This window comes from Aquimarina sp. U1-2 (genome assembly GCF_017897595.1).
In the GTDB taxonomy this organism is placed as follows: domain Bacteria; phylum Bacteroidota; class Bacteroidia; order Flavobacteriales; family Flavobacteriaceae; genus Aquimarina.
Map to the genome: position 1 here is coordinate 237,537 of NZ_JAGKIK010000005.1, position 18,217 is coordinate 255,753.

General features: G+C 34.7%; 19 protein-coding genes. 10 read left to right on the forward strand and 9 right to left on the reverse strand.

Annotation, left to right across the window (positions count from 1 at the left end; translation table 11 throughout):
- Positions 1 to 228 precede the first annotated feature (228 nt).
- From J8281_RS09125 to J8281_RS09135, 3 genes are all read left to right on the forward strand, one after another.
- A complete protein-coding gene (locus J8281_RS09125; protein ID WP_210197300.1) occupies positions 229 to 1,980 on the forward strand; it encodes a hypothetical protein in 1,752 nt (583 codons plus the stop codon).
- 262 nt (positions 1,981 to 2,242) lie between these two features.
- Complete coding sequence (locus J8281_RS09130; RefSeq protein ID WP_210197301.1) at positions 2,243 to 3,973, forward strand: hypothetical protein; 1,731 nt, start codon at positions 2,243 to 2,245, stop codon at positions 3,971 to 3,973.
- Positions 3,974 to 4,064: 91 nt separating this feature from the next.
- The gene (locus J8281_RS09135) at positions 4,065 to 4,463 is read left to right on the forward strand and encodes an acyl-CoA thioesterase (RefSeq protein WP_210197302.1); all 399 of its coding nucleotides are present in this window, start codon (positions 4,065 to 4,067) and stop codon (positions 4,461 to 4,463) included.
- On the opposite strand, the gene J8281_RS09140 is transcribed toward J8281_RS09135, so the two are convergent.
- The 3 genes from J8281_RS09140 to J8281_RS09150 are packed head-to-tail and all read right to left on the reverse strand — an operon-like array spanning position 4,455 to position 6,261.
- Complete coding sequence (locus tag J8281_RS09140) at positions 4,455 to 4,751, reverse strand: DUF721 domain-containing protein (RefSeq protein WP_210197303.1); 297 nt, start codon at positions 4,749 to 4,751, stop codon at positions 4,455 to 4,457. The two genes, J8281_RS09135 and J8281_RS09140, sit on opposite strands and share 9 nt — an antisense overlap.
- On the reverse strand, positions 4,751 to 5,176 hold the full coding sequence (locus J8281_RS19665) for a lipocalin family protein (protein WP_210197304.1): 426 nt from the start codon (positions 5,174 to 5,176) through the stop codon (positions 4,751 to 4,753). Before J8281_RS19665 ends, J8281_RS09140 begins: the two co-directional genes overlap by 1 nt.
- Complete coding sequence (locus J8281_RS09150; RefSeq protein WP_210197305.1) at positions 5,173 to 6,261, reverse strand: DNA replication/repair protein RecF; 1,089 nt, start codon at positions 6,259 to 6,261, stop codon at positions 5,173 to 5,175. The genes J8281_RS19665 and J8281_RS09150 overlap by 4 nt, the downstream gene beginning before the upstream one ends.
- 136 nt (positions 6,262 to 6,397) lie before the next feature.
- On the opposite strand from J8281_RS09150, the gene J8281_RS09155 reads away from it, so the two are divergent.
- The 7 genes from J8281_RS09155 (at position 6,398) to J8281_RS09185 (ending at position 12,660) form a co-directional block, all read left to right on the forward strand.
- A complete protein-coding gene (locus J8281_RS09155) occupies positions 6,398 to 7,165 on the forward strand; it encodes a tol-pal system YbgF family protein (protein ID WP_210197306.1) in 768 nt (255 codons plus the stop codon).
- Positions 7,166 to 7,212: 47 nt separating this feature from the next.
- Positions 7,213 to 7,716, forward strand: coding sequence for a 6,7-dimethyl-8-ribityllumazine synthase (gene ribH / locus J8281_RS09160; protein WP_210197307.1), 504 nt, complete (start codon positions 7,213 to 7,215; stop codon positions 7,714 to 7,716).
- 108 nt (positions 7,717 to 7,824) lie between these two features.
- On the forward strand, positions 7,825 to 8,115 hold the full coding sequence (locus J8281_RS09165) for a riboflavin synthase subunit beta (protein ID WP_210197308.1): 291 nt from the start codon (positions 7,825 to 7,827) through the stop codon (positions 8,113 to 8,115).
- Positions 8,115 to 9,989 carry a DNA mismatch repair endonuclease MutL gene (gene mutL, locus J8281_RS09170; protein ID WP_210197309.1) on the forward strand — a complete coding sequence of 625 codons (1,875 nt, stop codon included), beginning with the start codon at positions 8,115 to 8,117 and terminating at the stop codon, positions 9,987 to 9,989. The genes J8281_RS09165 and mutL overlap by 1 nt, the downstream gene beginning before the upstream one ends.
- An 8-nt stretch (positions 9,990 to 9,997) precedes the next feature.
- Entirely contained in the window at positions 9,998 to 10,750 is a 753-nt protein-coding gene (locus tag J8281_RS09175; protein WP_210197310.1) for a rhomboid family intramembrane serine protease, read from the forward strand.
- A gap of 1 nt (position 10,751) precedes the next feature.
- Entirely contained in the window at positions 10,752 to 11,639 is an 888-nt protein-coding gene (locus tag J8281_RS09180) for a rhomboid family intramembrane serine protease (protein ID WP_210197311.1), read from the forward strand.
- Positions 11,640 to 11,661: 22 nt separating this feature from the next.
- On the forward strand, positions 11,662 to 12,660 hold the full coding sequence (locus J8281_RS09185) for an endonuclease/exonuclease/phosphatase family protein (protein ID WP_210197312.1): 999 nt from the start codon (positions 11,662 to 11,664) through the stop codon (positions 12,658 to 12,660).
- Between the two features lie 20 nt (positions 12,661 to 12,680).
- On the opposite strand, the gene J8281_RS09190 is transcribed toward J8281_RS09185, so the two are convergent.
- The 6 genes from J8281_RS09190 to J8281_RS09215 form a co-directional block, all read right to left on the reverse strand.
- Positions 12,681 to 13,460 (reverse strand): M949_RS01915 family surface polysaccharide biosynthesis protein, encoded by a 780-nt coding sequence (locus J8281_RS09190; protein WP_210197313.1) that lies wholly within the window; start codon positions 13,458 to 13,460, stop codon positions 12,681 to 12,683.
- A 221-nt stretch (positions 13,461 to 13,681) separates the two neighbouring features.
- A complete protein-coding gene (locus tag J8281_RS09195) occupies positions 13,682 to 14,320 on the reverse strand; it encodes a WbqC family protein (protein ID WP_246849051.1) in 639 nt (212 codons plus the stop codon).
- 18 nt (positions 14,321 to 14,338) lie between these two features.
- The gene (gene lepB / locus J8281_RS09200; protein WP_210197314.1) at positions 14,339 to 15,910 is read right to left on the reverse strand and encodes a signal peptidase I; all 1,572 of its coding nucleotides are present in this window, start codon (positions 15,908 to 15,910) and stop codon (positions 14,339 to 14,341) included.
- A gap of 52 nt (positions 15,911 to 15,962) precedes the next feature.
- Positions 15,963 to 16,661, reverse strand: a complete 699-nt coding sequence (gene dapB / locus J8281_RS09205; protein WP_210197315.1) for a 4-hydroxy-tetrahydrodipicolinate reductase — start codon at positions 16,659 to 16,661, stop codon at positions 15,963 to 15,965.
- A 36-nt stretch (positions 16,662 to 16,697) separates the two neighbouring features.
- Positions 16,698 to 17,309: a DUF5683 domain-containing protein gene (locus tag J8281_RS19670; RefSeq protein WP_371812598.1), complete on the reverse strand. Its 612-nt coding sequence runs from the start codon at positions 17,307 to 17,309 to the stop codon at positions 16,698 to 16,700.
- A complete protein-coding gene (locus J8281_RS09215) occupies positions 17,299 to 18,213 on the reverse strand; it encodes a ParB/RepB/Spo0J family partition protein (protein ID WP_210197316.1) in 915 nt (304 codons plus the stop codon). Before J8281_RS09215 ends, J8281_RS19670 begins: the two co-directional genes overlap by 11 nt.
- Between the last annotated feature and the right edge of the window lie 4 nt (positions 18,214 to 18,217).

Below are 18,217 nucleotides of genomic sequence, written 5' to 3' on the forward strand. Positions count from 1 at the left end.
TCAAATCTATATGATTTTTTTATTCTGTCAAAAACTCTAGCTTTTGCTTAACAGAATTGAGTGTATTTTATTGGACTATTTAATTGTTGGTTTTGGTATTAAAACTTCAGGACTTGTCAGAAAGTAATTCATTTTTTTAGAGTAGAGGGGTAGGGTGTTTTTTTTTCATCGCGTTTCATAAGTGAGCCAACCGGCTTGAGAAAAAAATAAACCTCTAAATTAGAAATAATGAAAAAACTTAGTATTTGGCTGTTGTTATCATGCGTTACAGCACTATTTTTCACATCTTGTGAAGGAGAAATATTCGAATCTTGCCCTGATATGGCCTTTGAAATCGTGAAGAATGATACGGTAAAAACTAAAACGAGTAAAATAGATTCATTGATAGAAGTAAGCTTTAAAGCAAATTTTTCAGGAATCGAGAACACACCTTACGAGTGGTTTGTAAACGATAGTATTGTGGATTCTGAGATTGCTCTTGATAATCGGGATCATAAATATGTAGGCTTATTTGCACCTGGTAGTTACGAAGTTTGTATTAGAGCTGAAACTCCTGATTGTCCTGAAGGCGCTTCTTTTTGTGAAACTATAATTGTAGAAGAGCCTAATTCAAATTGCCCTGATGTTAATTTTACAATGGAAATCGAACCGGGGACATCTATTGGATATGGATTTTTAGCAGATTTTGAAGGAATAGAAAATGTTACTTCTTTTCAATGGTTTATTAATAATCAACAAATAGAGAGTCCAAATGATTCACAGATGGGTAGCAAATATCTATATGAAGTATTAGAACCGGGAGAAACATACAATGTGTGTCTCAAGATATTTACACCAGAATGTATTGATGGAACTTCCTTTTGTAAACAATTTGTAGCCGGAAGTGAGGTTGAATGCCCTATAACTACTTTTGAAGTACAGGCACAAGAAAATGAAGGAAATTATAAGTTTATTGCCGAAATTCAAAGAGAAGATGTTCTGTATTATTGGTACATTAATGACACATTAGTTGGTGATGCCGGCAACGCTGTATTTCAATACGATTTTTTACAAGATAACAGTGGACAAGTACCAGGTGGTCCAGGTGAGTACAAGATTTGTTTAGCAATAGAAGCTCCTAATTGTACTCTCGAGCAAAGTGAAAAAACTTGTGTTACTGTTTTGGTAGAAAATACTACTGTCTCTTGTCCTGAACCATTATTTATTATAGAACCCATTAATGAAACTACAAAAATGTTTATTCCTGATTTCGAGATCAATGAAGGTGACACATTACAATGGTTTGTTAATAATCAATTACAATTTGAACCTATGGGAGCGGCATGGGATGATTATACCTTTACCTATCAATTTGAACCTGGAACCTACGAAATATGCTTGAAAGTGGAGCGAGAAGGATGTAATGATGAAAAAATAGTGTGTAAAAATATTACAATTGCGGGATGTCCAGATATTTCTTTTAACGAAGAGCAAGATGCTGATAGCTTATCATATTTTTTCTATCCCAATGCTTTTACAGATATAGACAATACTCAAATTGATTGGTTTGTTGCAGGAAGTTTTGTTGGTAGCTCACCAGAAAATGCGCATAACAACCCTTTTAGCTATCAATTTGGCAAAGCAGGTATTTATTATGTATGTATGAAGATTGAGACACCTTCTTGCCCGAGCGGAGTAGAATATTGTAAAACGATAGTTGTAGGAGAGGTATGTCCACCAGCACCCGTATTCGACTATTATCCCATACCTAATAGTGTTGATCGGTACCAATTTTCGGTTCGCGAATTAGAATGGTCATTCATATCTGGTTATAGGTGGTACATTAATGGGGAGTTATTAGTAACCCCTAATGGTAATCCATTTACAGATAATCTCATCGAATATCAGTTAACTGCCGGCACCTACACCATTTGTGCGGTAGCCATGTCTGATAACTGTAGAGAAGGATCTGAGTTTTGTAGAACAATCCAAATAGAATAATACTGAATGATAATGAATATAACGTAAGTTAGTTAGGTTAGATCAATTAGGTAAATCCCCCTAAATGCGTTATTTGCGCTTATGGGGGATTTTTGTTCAATCCCACTTTACTAAGGGTGAAATAGATGTTAGATATAACCTCAATAGAATCATCAAATATTGACAGAAAATTTCAATTGGGATGATGTATTACTATAAGTGGTAGGGTACTATTAGTTTCAATCGTTATATTTATACAGAAAAAGGACTATAGCAAGATAACTTGAAAAGAAGAATTACATATAAATGGACAATAATATTCGTCATAACTTTGCAACTTTTTGGCTGTATTGATGATGAAGAAATTGACTTTCCTGAGCGATCGCAGATGAATATTGAATCTAGTAATGCGTTGGTTTCGGTTCTTAATAATATAGCTTCTGATATTGAAATTTCTAATGATAGTCCGTGTTTTACTTTTGTATACCCTATTATTTTAGGATATAATAATGAATCTAATATCACTATTGAAGATTACGACGGATTAGTAAGTGTTATTTCTAGTCAGGCCTCAAATTTCAATATTACAGGCTTGGTTTTTCCGATAGAAATCATTTTGAGCAATAGTAATGATGTTGTAAAGCTTACTAATGAAAATGAGTTATTTGATTTATTAGAAAATTGCAGCTATACAACTTTCCGTGATGAATTTGATCGTTTGTTCATGCAATGTTTTACGCTCAATTACCCTATAGATTTGTTTGATGAAGAGGGAAATGAAGTGCGTTTAACATCAACTGAAGAATTCGATACTTTTTATACTAATCAATCAGATAGTTATCAACTTGATTTTCAGTTTCCTTTATCAATATCAATAGTAACAGAAGGCGTTGACATATCCATAAATTCAATTTATGACTTTTATGAAATAATCAACGATTGTGTGGGATGTCCTGATCTTCGCTTTACGACTACAGAAATTACCCCAAATACCTTTGATTTTGATCCTGATTTTGAAGTTTTACCGCAGTATGAATTGTTTTGGATTATTAATGATGAGATACTATCTTTAATAGATACTTGGGGAGGAGCCTGGGATACCGATACACTAGTAAGACAATTTGAACCCGGACAGTACACCATCTGTATTCGAGCTATCACGCCCAATTGCTCTTCTGGTATAGACGTATGTCAAAATGTAATAGTACCATCTGTTTGTCCTAATCTTTCGTTTACTGGTAATCAAGAACCAGAATCTTTTATGGTTACTTTTGTTGCCGACTTTATTGAAATACAAACAACTCAATATCAATGGTTTGTTGACGATGTTTTTATAGAAGAAGATGGGGCAGAGGTCGCTAACGGAGATAATCGATTAATTTATAATTTTGAAGCGCCTGGTGAATATCAAGTATGTATAAAAACCACATCTCCTTTCTGTCCAGAAGGAAGATCATTTTGTGAGACAATAGTCGTAGAACCCATTTGTCCTGATCTGTTTTTTTCTGGCAATCAAGAACCTGACTCTTTTACATATGATTTTACGGCGAATTTCGAAAATATTGCAAACACAAGCTACCAGTGGATTATTGATGATATGTTCGTAGAGAATGATGGTGCTAATGCCCCAAATAGCGATAATAGTCTAATTTACAATTTTGAAGCTCCGGGATCTTATGAGGTGTGTATACGAACAGAGTCACCTTTATGTCTAGAAGGAACCTCATTTTGTGAGACTATAGTTTTAGACCCGATATGTCCAGAAATGACGCTTATAGTAGATCCATTGGTCGGAAATCGATATTTCTTCTTTCCACAAATTACTAGTAGCGAACCTATCGAAGTTGTTTTGTGGTCAATAGATAATGGAGTTGAACAACCCCGACCTAGTACAGAAGGTTTTGAGTTTGAATTTCCGGGATCTGGGACCTATACCGTTTGCGGTAGAATAGAAGCAACGAATAATTGTCCGGATGGTGTACGAGTCTGCGAAGAGATTACTATTCCTCAATAATGAAAAGATCATATCATTATTCAACTTTTGGATTGAAAGAGAATTGTATACGTTATCAATTTAATATTTTTGCGATGAATAAAGTAAAATCATGAGATATCATACTAGAAAAATGGTAAAGCCTGAAGATTTGAACTCTAATAATACGCTATTTGGCGGTAGGGTGTTAGAATGGATCGATGAAGAGGCTGCTTTATATACCATGATTCAATTAGAAAATAAGAGGGTAGTTACCAAGTTTATGTCAGAAATTAACTTTGTTAGTTCTGCAATACAGGGAGATATAGTAGAAATTGGTATGGATGTAGTACGATTCGGTAAAACCTCATTAATCATCAATTGTGAAGTACGAAATAAATTGACCAGAAAAACAATCATTAAAGTAGAAAATATCACTATGGTCAATCTTGATGAAAATGGCAAGCCCACTCCGCACGGCAAAACAAAAATTGAATTTGTAAAAGACAGGCTTAACGAAGACTTATCGTAAAACAATTTTTTTAATAAGCTCTTTTCCTAACTCTTGGTTAAGATTGTCTATAATTTTGTGTTTACCATAACTAAGTTCTTCTCTTAGTACCGAAGAGGTTAGCTGTACATACAATGTATGTTTATCCAATTTCAAATGTTGTGTGTATTTGGTGATCGCGGGCCCCATTATTTTCTCCCAAACCTCTCTTACGGCTACTTTGTCTAAACCTACTTGTAATTTATTATCGGTCACAAAATCTTGTAAAACTTCGCTTAAACTTTGATGTTCTTGATGCCGTTTAACCATTACAAAGAGATTTTTTTAAAGGGTTTGTAAAAGTACAAATTTCCAGCTTCATTTTTAATTACTATTTGATCCTCTTTTGCAGAAACTACTGTTTCTGTCCATGATGACAATGCAGTACTATAATTCATTCTCAAACTGTCGTTGTCTATTTTTAGGGTAAACATCTCACTATCGCTGCTGGTTAAAAAACTTCCATCCAGCTTGGGTTGTAATTTTTTCCGAACACCTGTAGTATCATTTATTTCAAAAAAGTCAATAGTTTGATTAAACGTATATGCCTTTTCTGTTCCGTCTGCTAAAATGACCTTATCGATCTGCCAATACCCGTCAATATATGACCTAAAAGTTTCCGGATTGTATGTAGTACAAGAAAGTAGTACTATATTACAAAATAATATGCACACAAGTTGTTTTATATTATTCACAATTGATTTAATTTAATAATTTTATACGATTGAGAGGTTTTCTTAACCACTTCTTCTGTACGATCTGCATGAGTATCACTAATAAAAAGTTGCCCAAAACTTTGATTATCTACTAATTTTATGATGTGTTCTACTCTTTTTTCATCTAGTTTATCAAAAATATCATCTAGTAACAAAATCGGAGGTACACCACTTTCTTCTTTAATAAAATCAAATTGAGCTAGTTTTAAAGCGATAAGAAATGATTTTTGTTGCCCCTGACTACCAAATTTTTTAATAGGATAATTTTCAATTTCAAAAGACAAATCATCCTTATGCACTCCTACACTAGTATACTGAAGCATGCGATCTCTAGTAAGATTTTGTGCTAGTAATGTTAAAAGATCCGTTTCAGTCAATTTACTTTGATACGTTAGAGCAACTGTTTCTTCTCCAGAACTAATGGAGCGGTATTTTTCTATAAAAATCGGAATAAAGGTGTTTAGAAAATCTGCTCTTTTTTTATGGATGATACTTCCGTATTCATACAATTGTTGATTATAAACGTCTAATTGTGTTTCGTCAAAAGTAGTATTTACTGCAAAAAATTTAAGCAAAGCATTGCGTTGAGAAACTACTTTTGAATATTTCAATAAGGTTGATAGATAATTCGAATCACTTTGTGAAATTACACCATCTACAAATTTGCGCCGCATATCACTTCCTTCAGTAATTAGATCCCTATCTGCAGGAGAAATGATAACCAGAGGTAAAAAACCTATATGTTCACTAAATGTTTCATATATTTTTCCGTTGCGCTTAATTACTTTTTTTTGTCCTTTTTTGGCACTAACGATTACTTTTTCTTCCCTGTCGTTTTTTTCATATTGTCCGTCAACTACAAAAAAATCGCTATTGTGCCTAATGTTTTGGCTTGTGATAGGGTTAAAATAACTCTTTCCGAAGGATAAATGATAAATAGCATCAAGAACGTTTGTCTTACCTACTCCGTTGTTTCCTACCAAACAATTAATCTTGTTGTCAAATTGAAAATTGATAGATTCAAAATTCTTATAATTAATTAAGGAAAGTGATTTTAAAATCATAAAATACTGATGATCAAGGCTTCATGGTTTTTAAGCAAATCGTGTTTAAGCGTTGCAAATTATTGAAAAATAATAAATAGTTGTGCTTTTAAATATGAATAAAAATTTTATTTTTGCCCTTCATTAAAGATAACTTATGGCAACGTATAAGAAAAGAGGGTATAAACCGAAAAATAAAGCCGAAGAAGTCGAGCAAACTGAAGATAACTCAACTACTGCAGAGGTATTTAATACTTTAGATGAAGGTGCCTCCAGAACCGAAGAATGGGTTGCAGCCAATCAAAAATATATATTAGGTATTGTTGGATTAATCGCCGCTGTTGTATTAGGCTATCTTGGATACCAAAAATTTATTCAAGAACCAAAAGAACAAGAAGCTGCAAACGAGATGTTTCAGGCACAACAATATTTTGATAACGCTGTTAACGGTAATTCTGTAGTGCGCGATTCTTTATACATATTAGCGCTTAATGGCGGAGAAGGAAAATACGGTTTTCTAGAAATCATTGAGAATTATGGTAGTACTAAAGCTGCCAATCTCGCTAATTATTACGCTGGTTTTTCATATCTGAACATGAATAAATACCAAGAGGCTATTTCTTATTTAGACAATTTCAAAAGCGACGATGAGATGCTGGGGCCTTTGGCTCTTGGAGGTATTGGTGATGCCTTTTCTCAACTTGATCAGGTTGAAGAAGCGTTAGGATACTATGAGCAGGCAGCTAATTTGAAAACCAATGAATTTACCACACCTAAATTTTTATTGAAAGCTGCTATTACTGCACTTGCTGTAAATAAGCCAGAGGTGGCGATTACTCATTTAGAACGTATTAAAGAAGAATTTCCTAAAAGTGTTGAAGCAAATCAAGCAGATGTTCATCTGGGTAGGGCACTAGCTATGTGAAACTAGTTCGACCCACGATAATGATCATATGATAATCCACGAGCTTTATGGCTACCGAAAATAAAAATTTATCTCAGTATGATAAGACTGTAATCCCAAGTGCGAAGAATTTTCGGTTTGGGATTGTTGTTTCAGAGTGGAATGAAACAATTACTCAAGGGTTATTTCAGGGGGCATTCGATGCACTACTAGACTGTGGTGCTATCAAAGAGAATATAGTACGATGGAATGTGCCAGGCAGTTTCGAATTGATCTATGGGTGTAAAAAGATGCAAGAATCTTTTGACATGCTTGACGTTGTTATTGCAATTGGTTCGGTTATACAGGGAGAAACCAAACATTTTGATTTTGTTTGTGAAGGCGTTACGCAAGGCATCAAAGATTTGAACATTGCTAATGATATTCCTGTAATTTTTTGCGTGCTTACCGATAATACGATGCAGCAATCTATAGATCGTTCTGGCGGTAAACATGGTAATAAAGGCACCGAAGCTGCCATCGCCGCTATCAAAATGGCTCAATTGCGAAAAGACGCGAAGTTTTATAAATAACTTTGCCTCGTCTTCATGTTTCTTATGATATTTTGTTTGTATCTTCATGTTATCGTAATGCTAAAAGCATACGTTGCAATATATTTTTGAGTACCTTTGAGATTAATTATGGGAATTTTTAAGACTAGAAAGAATAAAAAATTTAATTACGCTCCACGATATTGGGACGACAAAGGAGAAGGAAGCCCGTATCAAATGGAGCATAAGTTTGATAAATTTAGAAGTACTGTAGGTAAAAGCGGAAATTTAAAAAATAGATTCTCTACAGCATGGGACGAGTTACGACATCACTCCGATAAAAAAGTAAATGTAAGAGTTCTTGGCATATTTTTAATACTTCTTTTAATTTTCCTTTATCTTATAGATTTCGATTTGTCCATTTTCTTTACTCGAATTTAATGTCTGATATTATACAGCTGTTACCAGATCATGTTGCTAATCAAATTGCCGCGGGAGAGGTAGTGCAACGGCCGGCATCTGTTGTTAAAGAATTACTAGAAAACGCCATTGATGCCAGGTCTACTTCAATCAAGCTTATTGTAAAAGAGGCTGGTAAGACATTGATACAAGTTATTGATAATGGAATCGGAATGAGTGATACAGATGCCCGATTGAGTTTTGAGCGTCATGCCACTTCCAAAATACGTAATGCACAAGATCTTTTTGAGTTGAATACCAAAGGATTTCGAGGCGAAGCTTTGGCATCTATAGCCGCAATTGCGCATGTCGAATTGAAAACCAGGCAAGAGCAGGATGATATAGGTACAGAAATTAAAATAGAAGGAAGCCAGGTTGTTTCTCAAGAAGTTTGTGTAACCTCAAAAGGGACCTCTATTTGTGTAAAGAATTTGTTTTACAACATTCCCGCCAGACGTAATTTTTTAAAATCAAATACGGTAGAATTGCGCCATATTATTGATGAATTTCATCGGGTTGCTATGGCTCATCCCGATATAAAATTTGATATGCTTCACAACGGGAGCGAAATTTTTAATTTACCAATAACTAATGACCGACAGCGTATTGTTAATATTTTTGGTGGAAAAACAAACGAGAAGCTCGTCCCTATTACCGAAGAGACTGATTTGGTTCGGGTAGGTGGATTTGTCGGGAAACCGCAATATGCCAAACGCTCCAGGGGCGAACAGTTTTTTTTTGTAAATAATAGGTTTATTAAGAGTCCGTACCTCAATCATGCGGTGAATGCTGCTTTCGAAGGTTTACTAAAAGATAAAGCACATCCTAGTTATTTTATATATCTTAATGTTGATCCGCAATTCATAGACATTAATATCCATCCTACAAAAACCGAAATAAAGTTTGAAGATGAACATGCACTATATGCTATTTTGCGTGCTACAATAAAACACAGTTTGGGGCAGTTTAGTGTGGCTCCTGTCTTGGATTTTAATCGGGATGCTTCAATGGATACGCCTTATGAGTACAAAAGCAAAAGCGCCAAAGCACCCACTATCGAAGTAGATCGAAATTTCAATCCTTTCAAAGAAGAGAAATTAAATATCAACGATTCAAAAAGGAAATACATCCCAAATTATAAGGCTCAATCTGCCGGGAGCTGGGAAAGTCTGTACGAGGGATTAGAATCAGAAATTCAGGTAGCCGCAGCTTCAGACGAAAATAAATCTTCTACAATAGAATTCGAAAGTACACAAGTAACAGGCTCTCTGTTTGCAGATGAAGATACAAAGGTAGGGCATCAAACCACTTACCAACTCAAAAAAAAGTATATAGTAACTACGATTAAAAGTGGGATGGTCATTATTCATCAAAATCGAGCGCATCAACGAATACTATATGAAGAGTTACTAAAAAGCATTACTATGGCTAATGCTGTAAGTCAGCAATTACTATTTTCATTAAAGCTCGCTTTTTCGAAAACCGAAATGGCACTTTTGGAAACTGTAAAAGAACAACTTCAAAATGCCGGCTTTGTATTTGGCGATAAGCACATGGGTGAAATAGAAATTAACGCAATACCTGCTATAGTGTCTGAAAAGGAAGTGTCTACATTACTAGAGCAATTACTAAGTGATCTAGAGAACGAAGTGCCCGAAACCGGCTTTTCACAAACCGACCTTTTGGCAAAATCTATTGCGAAAAGCGTAGCGATAAGAACAGGCGTAGCTTTAGGGACAGAACAATTACATTATTTGGCAAATAGTTTGTTTGCCTGCACAGAACCATCTATAACGCCAGATAATAAAAGTACTTTTATTACTATGACGGTAGAAGATATAGATAAAAAGTTTTAAAATACTATATGGGTAGAATTACAGAAACGGTTAAGGTATTATTGATTATCAATGTTATTTTCTTTATAGGATCACTATCACTAGGTGATAAAGCATACGAATGGTTTGCCTTATGGTTTCCTAAAAACGAAAATTTTCAAGTTTGGCAAATTGTTACTCATATGTTTATGCACGGTGGAGCCGGTCATATATTCTTTAATATGTTTGCCTTGTATATGTTCGGAAGCCATCTAGAAACTTCTATCGGGAAGCATAAATTTCTTTTCATTTATTTCTTTTCTGGTCTCGGTGCGGTTGGTTTTCAAATACTGTTTACCTATTTTCAGTTTAATCCTGGTTATCAAGCTTATATAGAGGCTGGTTTTTCTCCTGCTGAAATCAATACGTTTATCAAAGATGCGGTTACAACCGGACAATTTAGAGTATATCCCAATATCTCTCAAGAAGTTACAGAAAAAATGATAGGTGCATTTGTAACTCCCATGGTAGGTGCTTCTGGAGCTATTTTTGGGATACTAGCAGCATTTGCCGTACTGTTTCCAAATTTACCGCTGTACCTCATTTTTATTCCTATCCCAATCAAAGCAAAATATTTAATAGGAGGATATTTCTTGTTAGATTTGTATTCTGGAATCACGGGCCAGGCTATTTTAGGTCCTTCTAATGTTGCCCACTGGGCGCATATTGGTGGTGCGGTGATTGGTTTTATTACTATGTGGTATTGGAAAAAGAATTCGTTTAATCAGCATCGTTGGTATTAATATGACATCGAATAATCTGGCATATCAATTTAGAACTGCAAATATTGTTATTAAACTTATTGTCGTTAATGTAATTTTATTTTTATTGGCAATACTAGCATCATGGATTTTTAAAATAAGTCCGGGTGTTTTAATGAGTTGGTTTGTACTCCCTGTCGATTTGGGAGATTTGGTTATTCAATTCTGGAGTATTCTTACCTACAGTTTTTTACATTTTGACTTTTGGCATATTTTCTGGAACATGTTGGTATTGTATTGGTTTGGGCAATATGTGTTAAATTTATTTACCGAAAAGCGATTTCTCACCATCTACCTGTTAGGTGCAATTTGTGGAGGCTTGCTTTTTGTGTTTTCTTACAATGTATTTCCTGTATTGTCTGGTTCTCTGGCGTATCTTATAGGAGCATCTGCCGCAGTTCGTGCGATTATGATTTTTATAGCTACATATACTCCTACGGCCGAAGTACGTATTATATTTTTTAATGTCAAACTTTGGCAAATTGGTGTTTTTGTAGTGCTTTCAGACCTCATACAAATACCTACTTCAGGAAACGCCGGAGGTTTAATAGCACATATGGGCGGAGCTATTTTTGGTTATTTCTACGCCATTCAACTTAAAAAAGGAAATGATATAGGAACGTGGTTCGAAAAGTTAATGGATGGGTTTACAGCTATGTTTACACCAAAAAAGAAAAGTCCGTTAAAAACAGTACACCGATCAAAGACCTATACCAAATCGCGCAAAACTACTACTGCTACACAAAAAAGATATACAAAAACACCTAATCAAGCGCAAATTGATGCAATTTTAGATAAAATCAGCAAAAGCGGCTACGATAGTTTAACCAAAGAGGAGAAAGACTTTTTATTTAAAGCAGGTAAAGAGTAGCGAGGGAGTCATGGGGAGATTGATGAATAAGATTGTGTTTTTAATCAATTCTTTGGTAGCCTTTGCACTACTTCTATCTTATATATTGCCACATGTTGCTCCTAAAACTTTTCCGCTTTCGGTATTGAGTTTAACAGTACCGGTACTGATACTCCTTAATTTGGTGTTTTTTATGTATTGGGTTATTTTATTGAATAAAAGAGGGGTACTTTCTTTGATCATCCTTCTTTTAGGTGTTTCTCATCTTTCATCACTATATAGACTTAGCGGGAGCTCTTCTACACCTACAAAAGATAGTATTACTTTATTAAGCTATAATGTACGAAGTTTTGATCGTTTTGACTGGATAAAGTCAGGTACCATTCCGCAGGATATCTCCAAATTGGTATTAGAACAAGAAGCGGATATTTTTTGCGCACAGGAATATTTCAACACCAATAAAACAGATTTTTCGCAATATCCTTATCAATATGAAGATTTTAATAATAACTGGGAGTTAGGCTTGGTAATCTTCTCTAAATTTCCAATTATAAATAAAGGGTCTCTCGGTTTCAAAAAAACAGCAAACAATATTATTTTTGCTGATATTCTTATTAAAAAGGACACTATTCGTATTTATAATCTCCATTTGCAATCGCACGGAATAAGTTCAAATACTGATAGATTTGATGAAGCAGATTCTCAAAAACTTCTTAAAAGAGTACAAGTTTCTTTTGAGACCCAACAAGAGCAGGTAGAAATGTTAATCGCCCACATGAAAAAATCGTCATTTAAAAAGATTGTCATGGGAGATTTTAATAATACAGCCTACTCTTATATTTATAACCAATTAATTTCAGAAGGGCTTATAGATACGTTTAAAGAAGCTGGCTCAGGATTCGGAAAAACCTTTGAGTTCGATTTATTTCCTCTTCGAATCGATTTTATTCTAGTACCCGAAGATACCGAAGTCTTAGCTTTTAAAAATTTTGAGGTACACTACTCTGATCACTATCCTATTTTTACTCGAATTGAACTGTGAGTACTATAAAAACTAGTTTTTTATGAGTTGCTCTCTAAGCGAACCGCTCTATCCTCCATATTTTTTTCCCAATTTTCTAAAAAAACGGCATGCCCATTTTTGACCATGTTACGCATCTTTTCTTTTACTGCCTTTTGTATTTGAATTGGTAAACCATAGAAATTCTTATTAATTTTCGTTAGTCTACCATCTTTTATTTCGCTGTTTTGATGTTTGATAGACATACGCTTTCCGCGGTAATAGGCCATGATCTTCACTCTTCCGTCCTTGTATCCATTTTGACCTTTGGTGCCAAAAACAAGTATGGGATCAACCATGCCATCATTATTTAGATCAGACAGTTCAGAATATTGGTTCCAAAATCCAATCGATGTTTCCCAATCTTCATCAATTCTTTCGTCTACCGTAGATCGCTTTTTTAGTTGATTGTTTTTTTTCGTGACGAACATTCCGTAGATGTTGTCATATAACGTATCATTTTGCGCATTGATTGTTTTCATATGGTCGGTGAGTAATAAATAATGATCGCCAGACTCATCACTGTAAGCGTATACTTGATATACCGTGTTCGAGATACCCAATTGATTTTGTTGTCTTCTGTTAAAAATAGATTGATGTTCTTTTGTGGCAAGCTTACTCGCAAATTTTGAATCTAAAAGTAACTCATCATGTTTACTTATAGGTTTTGATGCTATGATTTTTTGTTCTTTTACTTCTGCGTTAGAAGAATTAGAATCTTTGGCTTGTTTACCGCAGGATAGTATCGTTAGAATTAGTGAAAAAAGTAAAGTTCTTTTCATAAGTAACAAGGGGTTAATTAGTAACTATTTATATATAAATGTAAAAAATATTTTATAAATGAAGACAGTTATAAACCTCTATGTTGGCTATTTAAAGTTTTGGGTAGCTCATGTAGCGTTTGAAATCGGACGTATATTTTGATACATAAAATAGAACGTATCACATCAAACCATGGTTGTTAGAATTAAGAACAGTTTTTGGTTTCCAATGGAAGTATAAGCTATGGGTAAGATTTAAAAATAGTTTGATTTTCTAAATATAGCAGCGCATTTGTTCCTTCATTAAATAGTAGGTCAACTATAGACAAATTCGGAATAAAACCATGTTTCTCTATAAAAACCTGTGTATAAGGCTGAAGGTTGTATGTTTTAGCATGTTTAGCTTGAATTAAATGCCGCAGGTCTATACTATCGTTATTATCATATGTTTTCCTGTACATTTCGGTTTTGGTATACGAAAATTCTAACATTAAACAATCGAAGATGACTTGCATACATTCATAGTTAAAATCTAGCAGAAATTTTCTTTTTTGTTCAAATAAATGAACAAACTCATCCTCGTAATATTCAAAAAAGGGAGAAGTTCTATACGCTGTTTGCAAGGATTTCCAGTGTAAGGTTTGCCATTCAAAATCGTTTTCGATTCGAACATCTTTGTAGTGTTGTTTGCCGTCTTTTCCCGTATGTTTAATAGGGATACTAAGTAGTAGTTTACCATTTGCACCATAGATATAGCTACGGTTACGATACGTTTGTTTTTGATAATGATCTTCATTTTCAAAAACAATCGCTTGCGCTTGTACTATAGCTATATATTGCGCTATAGATCCAAAATACATGGGATGTACTATAGTGTTCAATGCTATTCTTAATGAAGTTTATGCATTTTTCTTGCGTTTTCGATATTGTTTATAGACAATATAGCCTATTACGACAATAAGAAAATATTTAAAATAGGATATGGGTTGGCCACTACCACCAACCGCAGTAAACATACGATCCCATCTTATTTTATTAAATAGTCCTTTTGCGTTTGTATCCCAACTAAACCATATAAAAACAGGTTTACCTACAATATGGTTTGCAGGTACATATCCCCAGGCTCTACTGTCTTCACTATTATGGCGATTATCACCCATCATCCAGTAGTAATCTTGTTTAAAGGTATAGCTATCGATAGGTTCACCATTGAGCACTACCTGAGTTCCGTTTACGGATAATGTATTGTCGATACCCATTTCAGAACCTTCGTAGACCTCTATAATTCTTCGGTAGAGCGAAAAACTATTGATATCCATAGCTACTGTTTTTCCCGCTTCAGGAATATAAATGGGGCCAAAATTATCCCGATTCCAGTTTACTTTACCATTATTCGGAAAAATCCCATATTCTCTTTCACCTTTGCTAATAATATTTCTTCTCAAAGTAGCAACACTCGGGTGACTTTTAAATCGCGCCGCAGCTTCTTCTGTAATTCCGGCGGCTCTAAATTCAGTCTGACTCGTAAAGCCAAATTCTCCTGGTTTTATTTTGTAGCGATCATACAAATTTTGCGAATTAAAATTTGTTGCCTTTGGGGTACCCACATACGAAAATTGCAATTGAGCTCTATCTGGTAGGTCGTTCTTTTTACCGTTTATATATACGTAACCATCGTTTACCGCTAAAGAATCTCCCGGGATACCTACGCAACGTTTTACATAGTTTGACTTTTTATCGATAGGTTTATAGTAACCAAGGTTGGATTGATCCCTGAACTTACTCACAGTATCTACCGGCCAACTAAACACCACAATATCATTACGTTCTATATCCTGAAAACCTGGTAACCTGAAATAGGGATATTGAGGTTTGCTGAAATACGATTTTGTTCTTACTAAAGGAATTGTATCATGAACCATAGGAAATGATACTGCGGTCATTGGTGTTCTGGCGCCATAATGAAATTTACTTACAAACAGAAAATCACCGACAAGTAACGTTCTTTCTAAAGATCCTGTCGGGATGGTGTAGGGTTGCATAAAATAAGTGTGTACAATAGTAGCAGCGACTACAGCAAACAAAATTGAACTAATCCATTCGCCCGTCGCTGTTTTTGGTTTTAATTCTCGATCTTCAATATAAGATACATCTAACATATAGTTGACATAAAAAATATAAAATCCCAAAGTCAAAACAACGAGAACTGTATCTTGGGTAGTATTTTTACCAAAACTTCGTATTGTCTCTACCCATAGCACAGGTAGCATTATTACATTAATTACCGGAATAAAAAGTAAAATTACCCACCACCAAGGGCGATTAATAATTTTCATTAAAATTACAGCATTATAAACTGGGATAGCAGCTTCCCAAGCTTTTCTTCCGGCTTTTACATAAAGCTTCCAGGTTCCAAAAAAATGAATTACTTGTAATACCAGAAAGAAAATAAACCATTCTAAAAGTGTCATCCTTAATATATTTTGTAGTATATGTATTTCTAATGTGTAAAATGTTACATTTTTATAGTCCTAGAACGTCTTTCATACCAAAAACCCCCTTTTTGTCGATTAACCATTCTGCAGCTACGACAGCTCCTAACGCAAAGCCATTTCTATTATGAGCAGTATGTTTAATCTCTATATCGTCTACTTCTGAAGAGTACGTAACGGTATGAGTGCCTGGTATGTTATCAATTCTCTTTGCCGCAATCGGAATGATATCTACATCACCGGTATCTAATGACCAACCTTTTTTTTGACTATGATCAATTATTCCCTCTGCTAATGTTATCGCCGTGCCACTGGGAGCATCAAGCTTTTGGGTATGATGAATTTCCTCCATTGCGATAGTATAACCATCAATGTGTTGCATCATTTTAGCTAATTTACGGTTTAACTCAAAAAACAAATTAACGCCTAAGCTGTAATTGGATGCGTATATGAAAGAACCATTTTTTTCTTCACATAAATTAACTATAGTTTGGTATTGATCCAGCCATCCTGTAGTTCCGGATACGATAGGTACATTTGCATGAAAACAATTTGATATATTCTGTACTGCAGCAGATGGGATACTAAAATCTATAGCTACTTGGGCTTGTGAAAGATCATAAGATGCGTCATCTCGATCTACCTTTACTACAATAGTATGTCCTCTGTCTATGGCAATCTTTTCAATAGTTTTACCCATTTTACCATATCCTAATAATGCAATTTTCATGAGATGACCGTTCGTTTTAATTAGATGAATTCGCTTTTAAAAACTATAGTTGAATGAGACTCCGTAATTGAGTCCTGGATTAAAATTATCTAGATTAACTTTAGGTTTAAAAGAAAGATCTTCAGTAATGTTATATTGTTGTAAATGCGCAGTAACGTTGGCATCTACTATGTTTAGCAAATATGCCGCAGCGGTGAGTAACAAGGACAATTCTTGATCACGCCTAAAACGATCTTGAAGATCAATGAGTTGGTCATCTGTAAATTGCGGAAATTCATCATCATCAAATCCAGATAATCGTCGTTTATAAGCATCTCTTAGGTCGTTATATCTGCTATTATTTTGAAGGTAAAAATACACACCCGCTCCTATGGCCGCATACACCAGGGGTACTTTCCAGTATTTTTTTGTATACACCTGCCCTAAACCAGGAAGTACAGCCGAATAAAATGCTGCTCTGGCAGGAGCTAAGGGTTCGTAAGGTCGTATTTTTTTTTCTCTCTTCCTCTTTTTTTTTGCGACAGCTACCTCTTCTGTAGTAACCTTTAATTCCTCATTTTCCGGTAATTCTTCATTTTCTTGAGAAAAAATACTTTGAGTAGAAAAAAGTAGTAAAAAAATTATAATATACGAACACTTAATCTTCACTATTGATAAGTTTCTTTAAACGGTTAAAATCTTCTTCTGAAGAAAACGGAATAATCAACTTGCCACTTCCTTTAGCAGAAACTTTCACATCAATTTTTGCGCCAAAGTATTCTGAAAAATCTTTAATCCCTTTAGCAATGTGATTGGGTAATGCGCCAGATGTTGAGGCGGCAGAATTTCCTTTTCCTTTTTCTGAAGTATCGTTGAGCGATCTTACCAAATTTTCTGTATCACGAACCGATAGTGATTTGCCAATAATTTTCTCATAAATATCCAACTGTTTTTGTTGATCGTCTATATTGATCAATGCACGGCCGTGACCCATCGATATAAATCCATCACGCATGCCCGTTTGTACAATGGGATCTAGTTTTAATAACCTTAAATAGTTTGCTATAGTAGATCTTTTTTTACCGACTCTATCACTTAGTTGTTCTTGGGTAAGGCTTATTTCGTCGATAAGTCTCTGATAAGATAAAGCAATTTCTATAGGATCGAGATCCTGGCGTTGAATATTTTCTACAAGCGCCATCGTAAGTGATTCCTGATCGTTAGCAATACGAATATAAGCAGGAATCGTTTTTAAACTGGCTAACTTTGAAGCTCGATACCGGCGTTCACCACTAACAAGCTGAAACGTATTAAAATCAAGTTTACGTACGGTGATAGGTTGTATGACACCTACTTCTTTTATAGAGGTTGCGAGTTCTTTTAAGGTCTCATCATTAAAACTCGTACGGGGCTGAAAAGGATTTACCTCAATACTATCCAGCTCCAATTCTATAATGTTACCTACAACTTTATCAGCATTTTTATCATCGACCGATTTGATATCGTTATCGGGATCTTTAAGTAATGCCGATAGCCCTCTACCCAGTGCTTGTTTTTTTGTTGCCTTCGCCATGAAT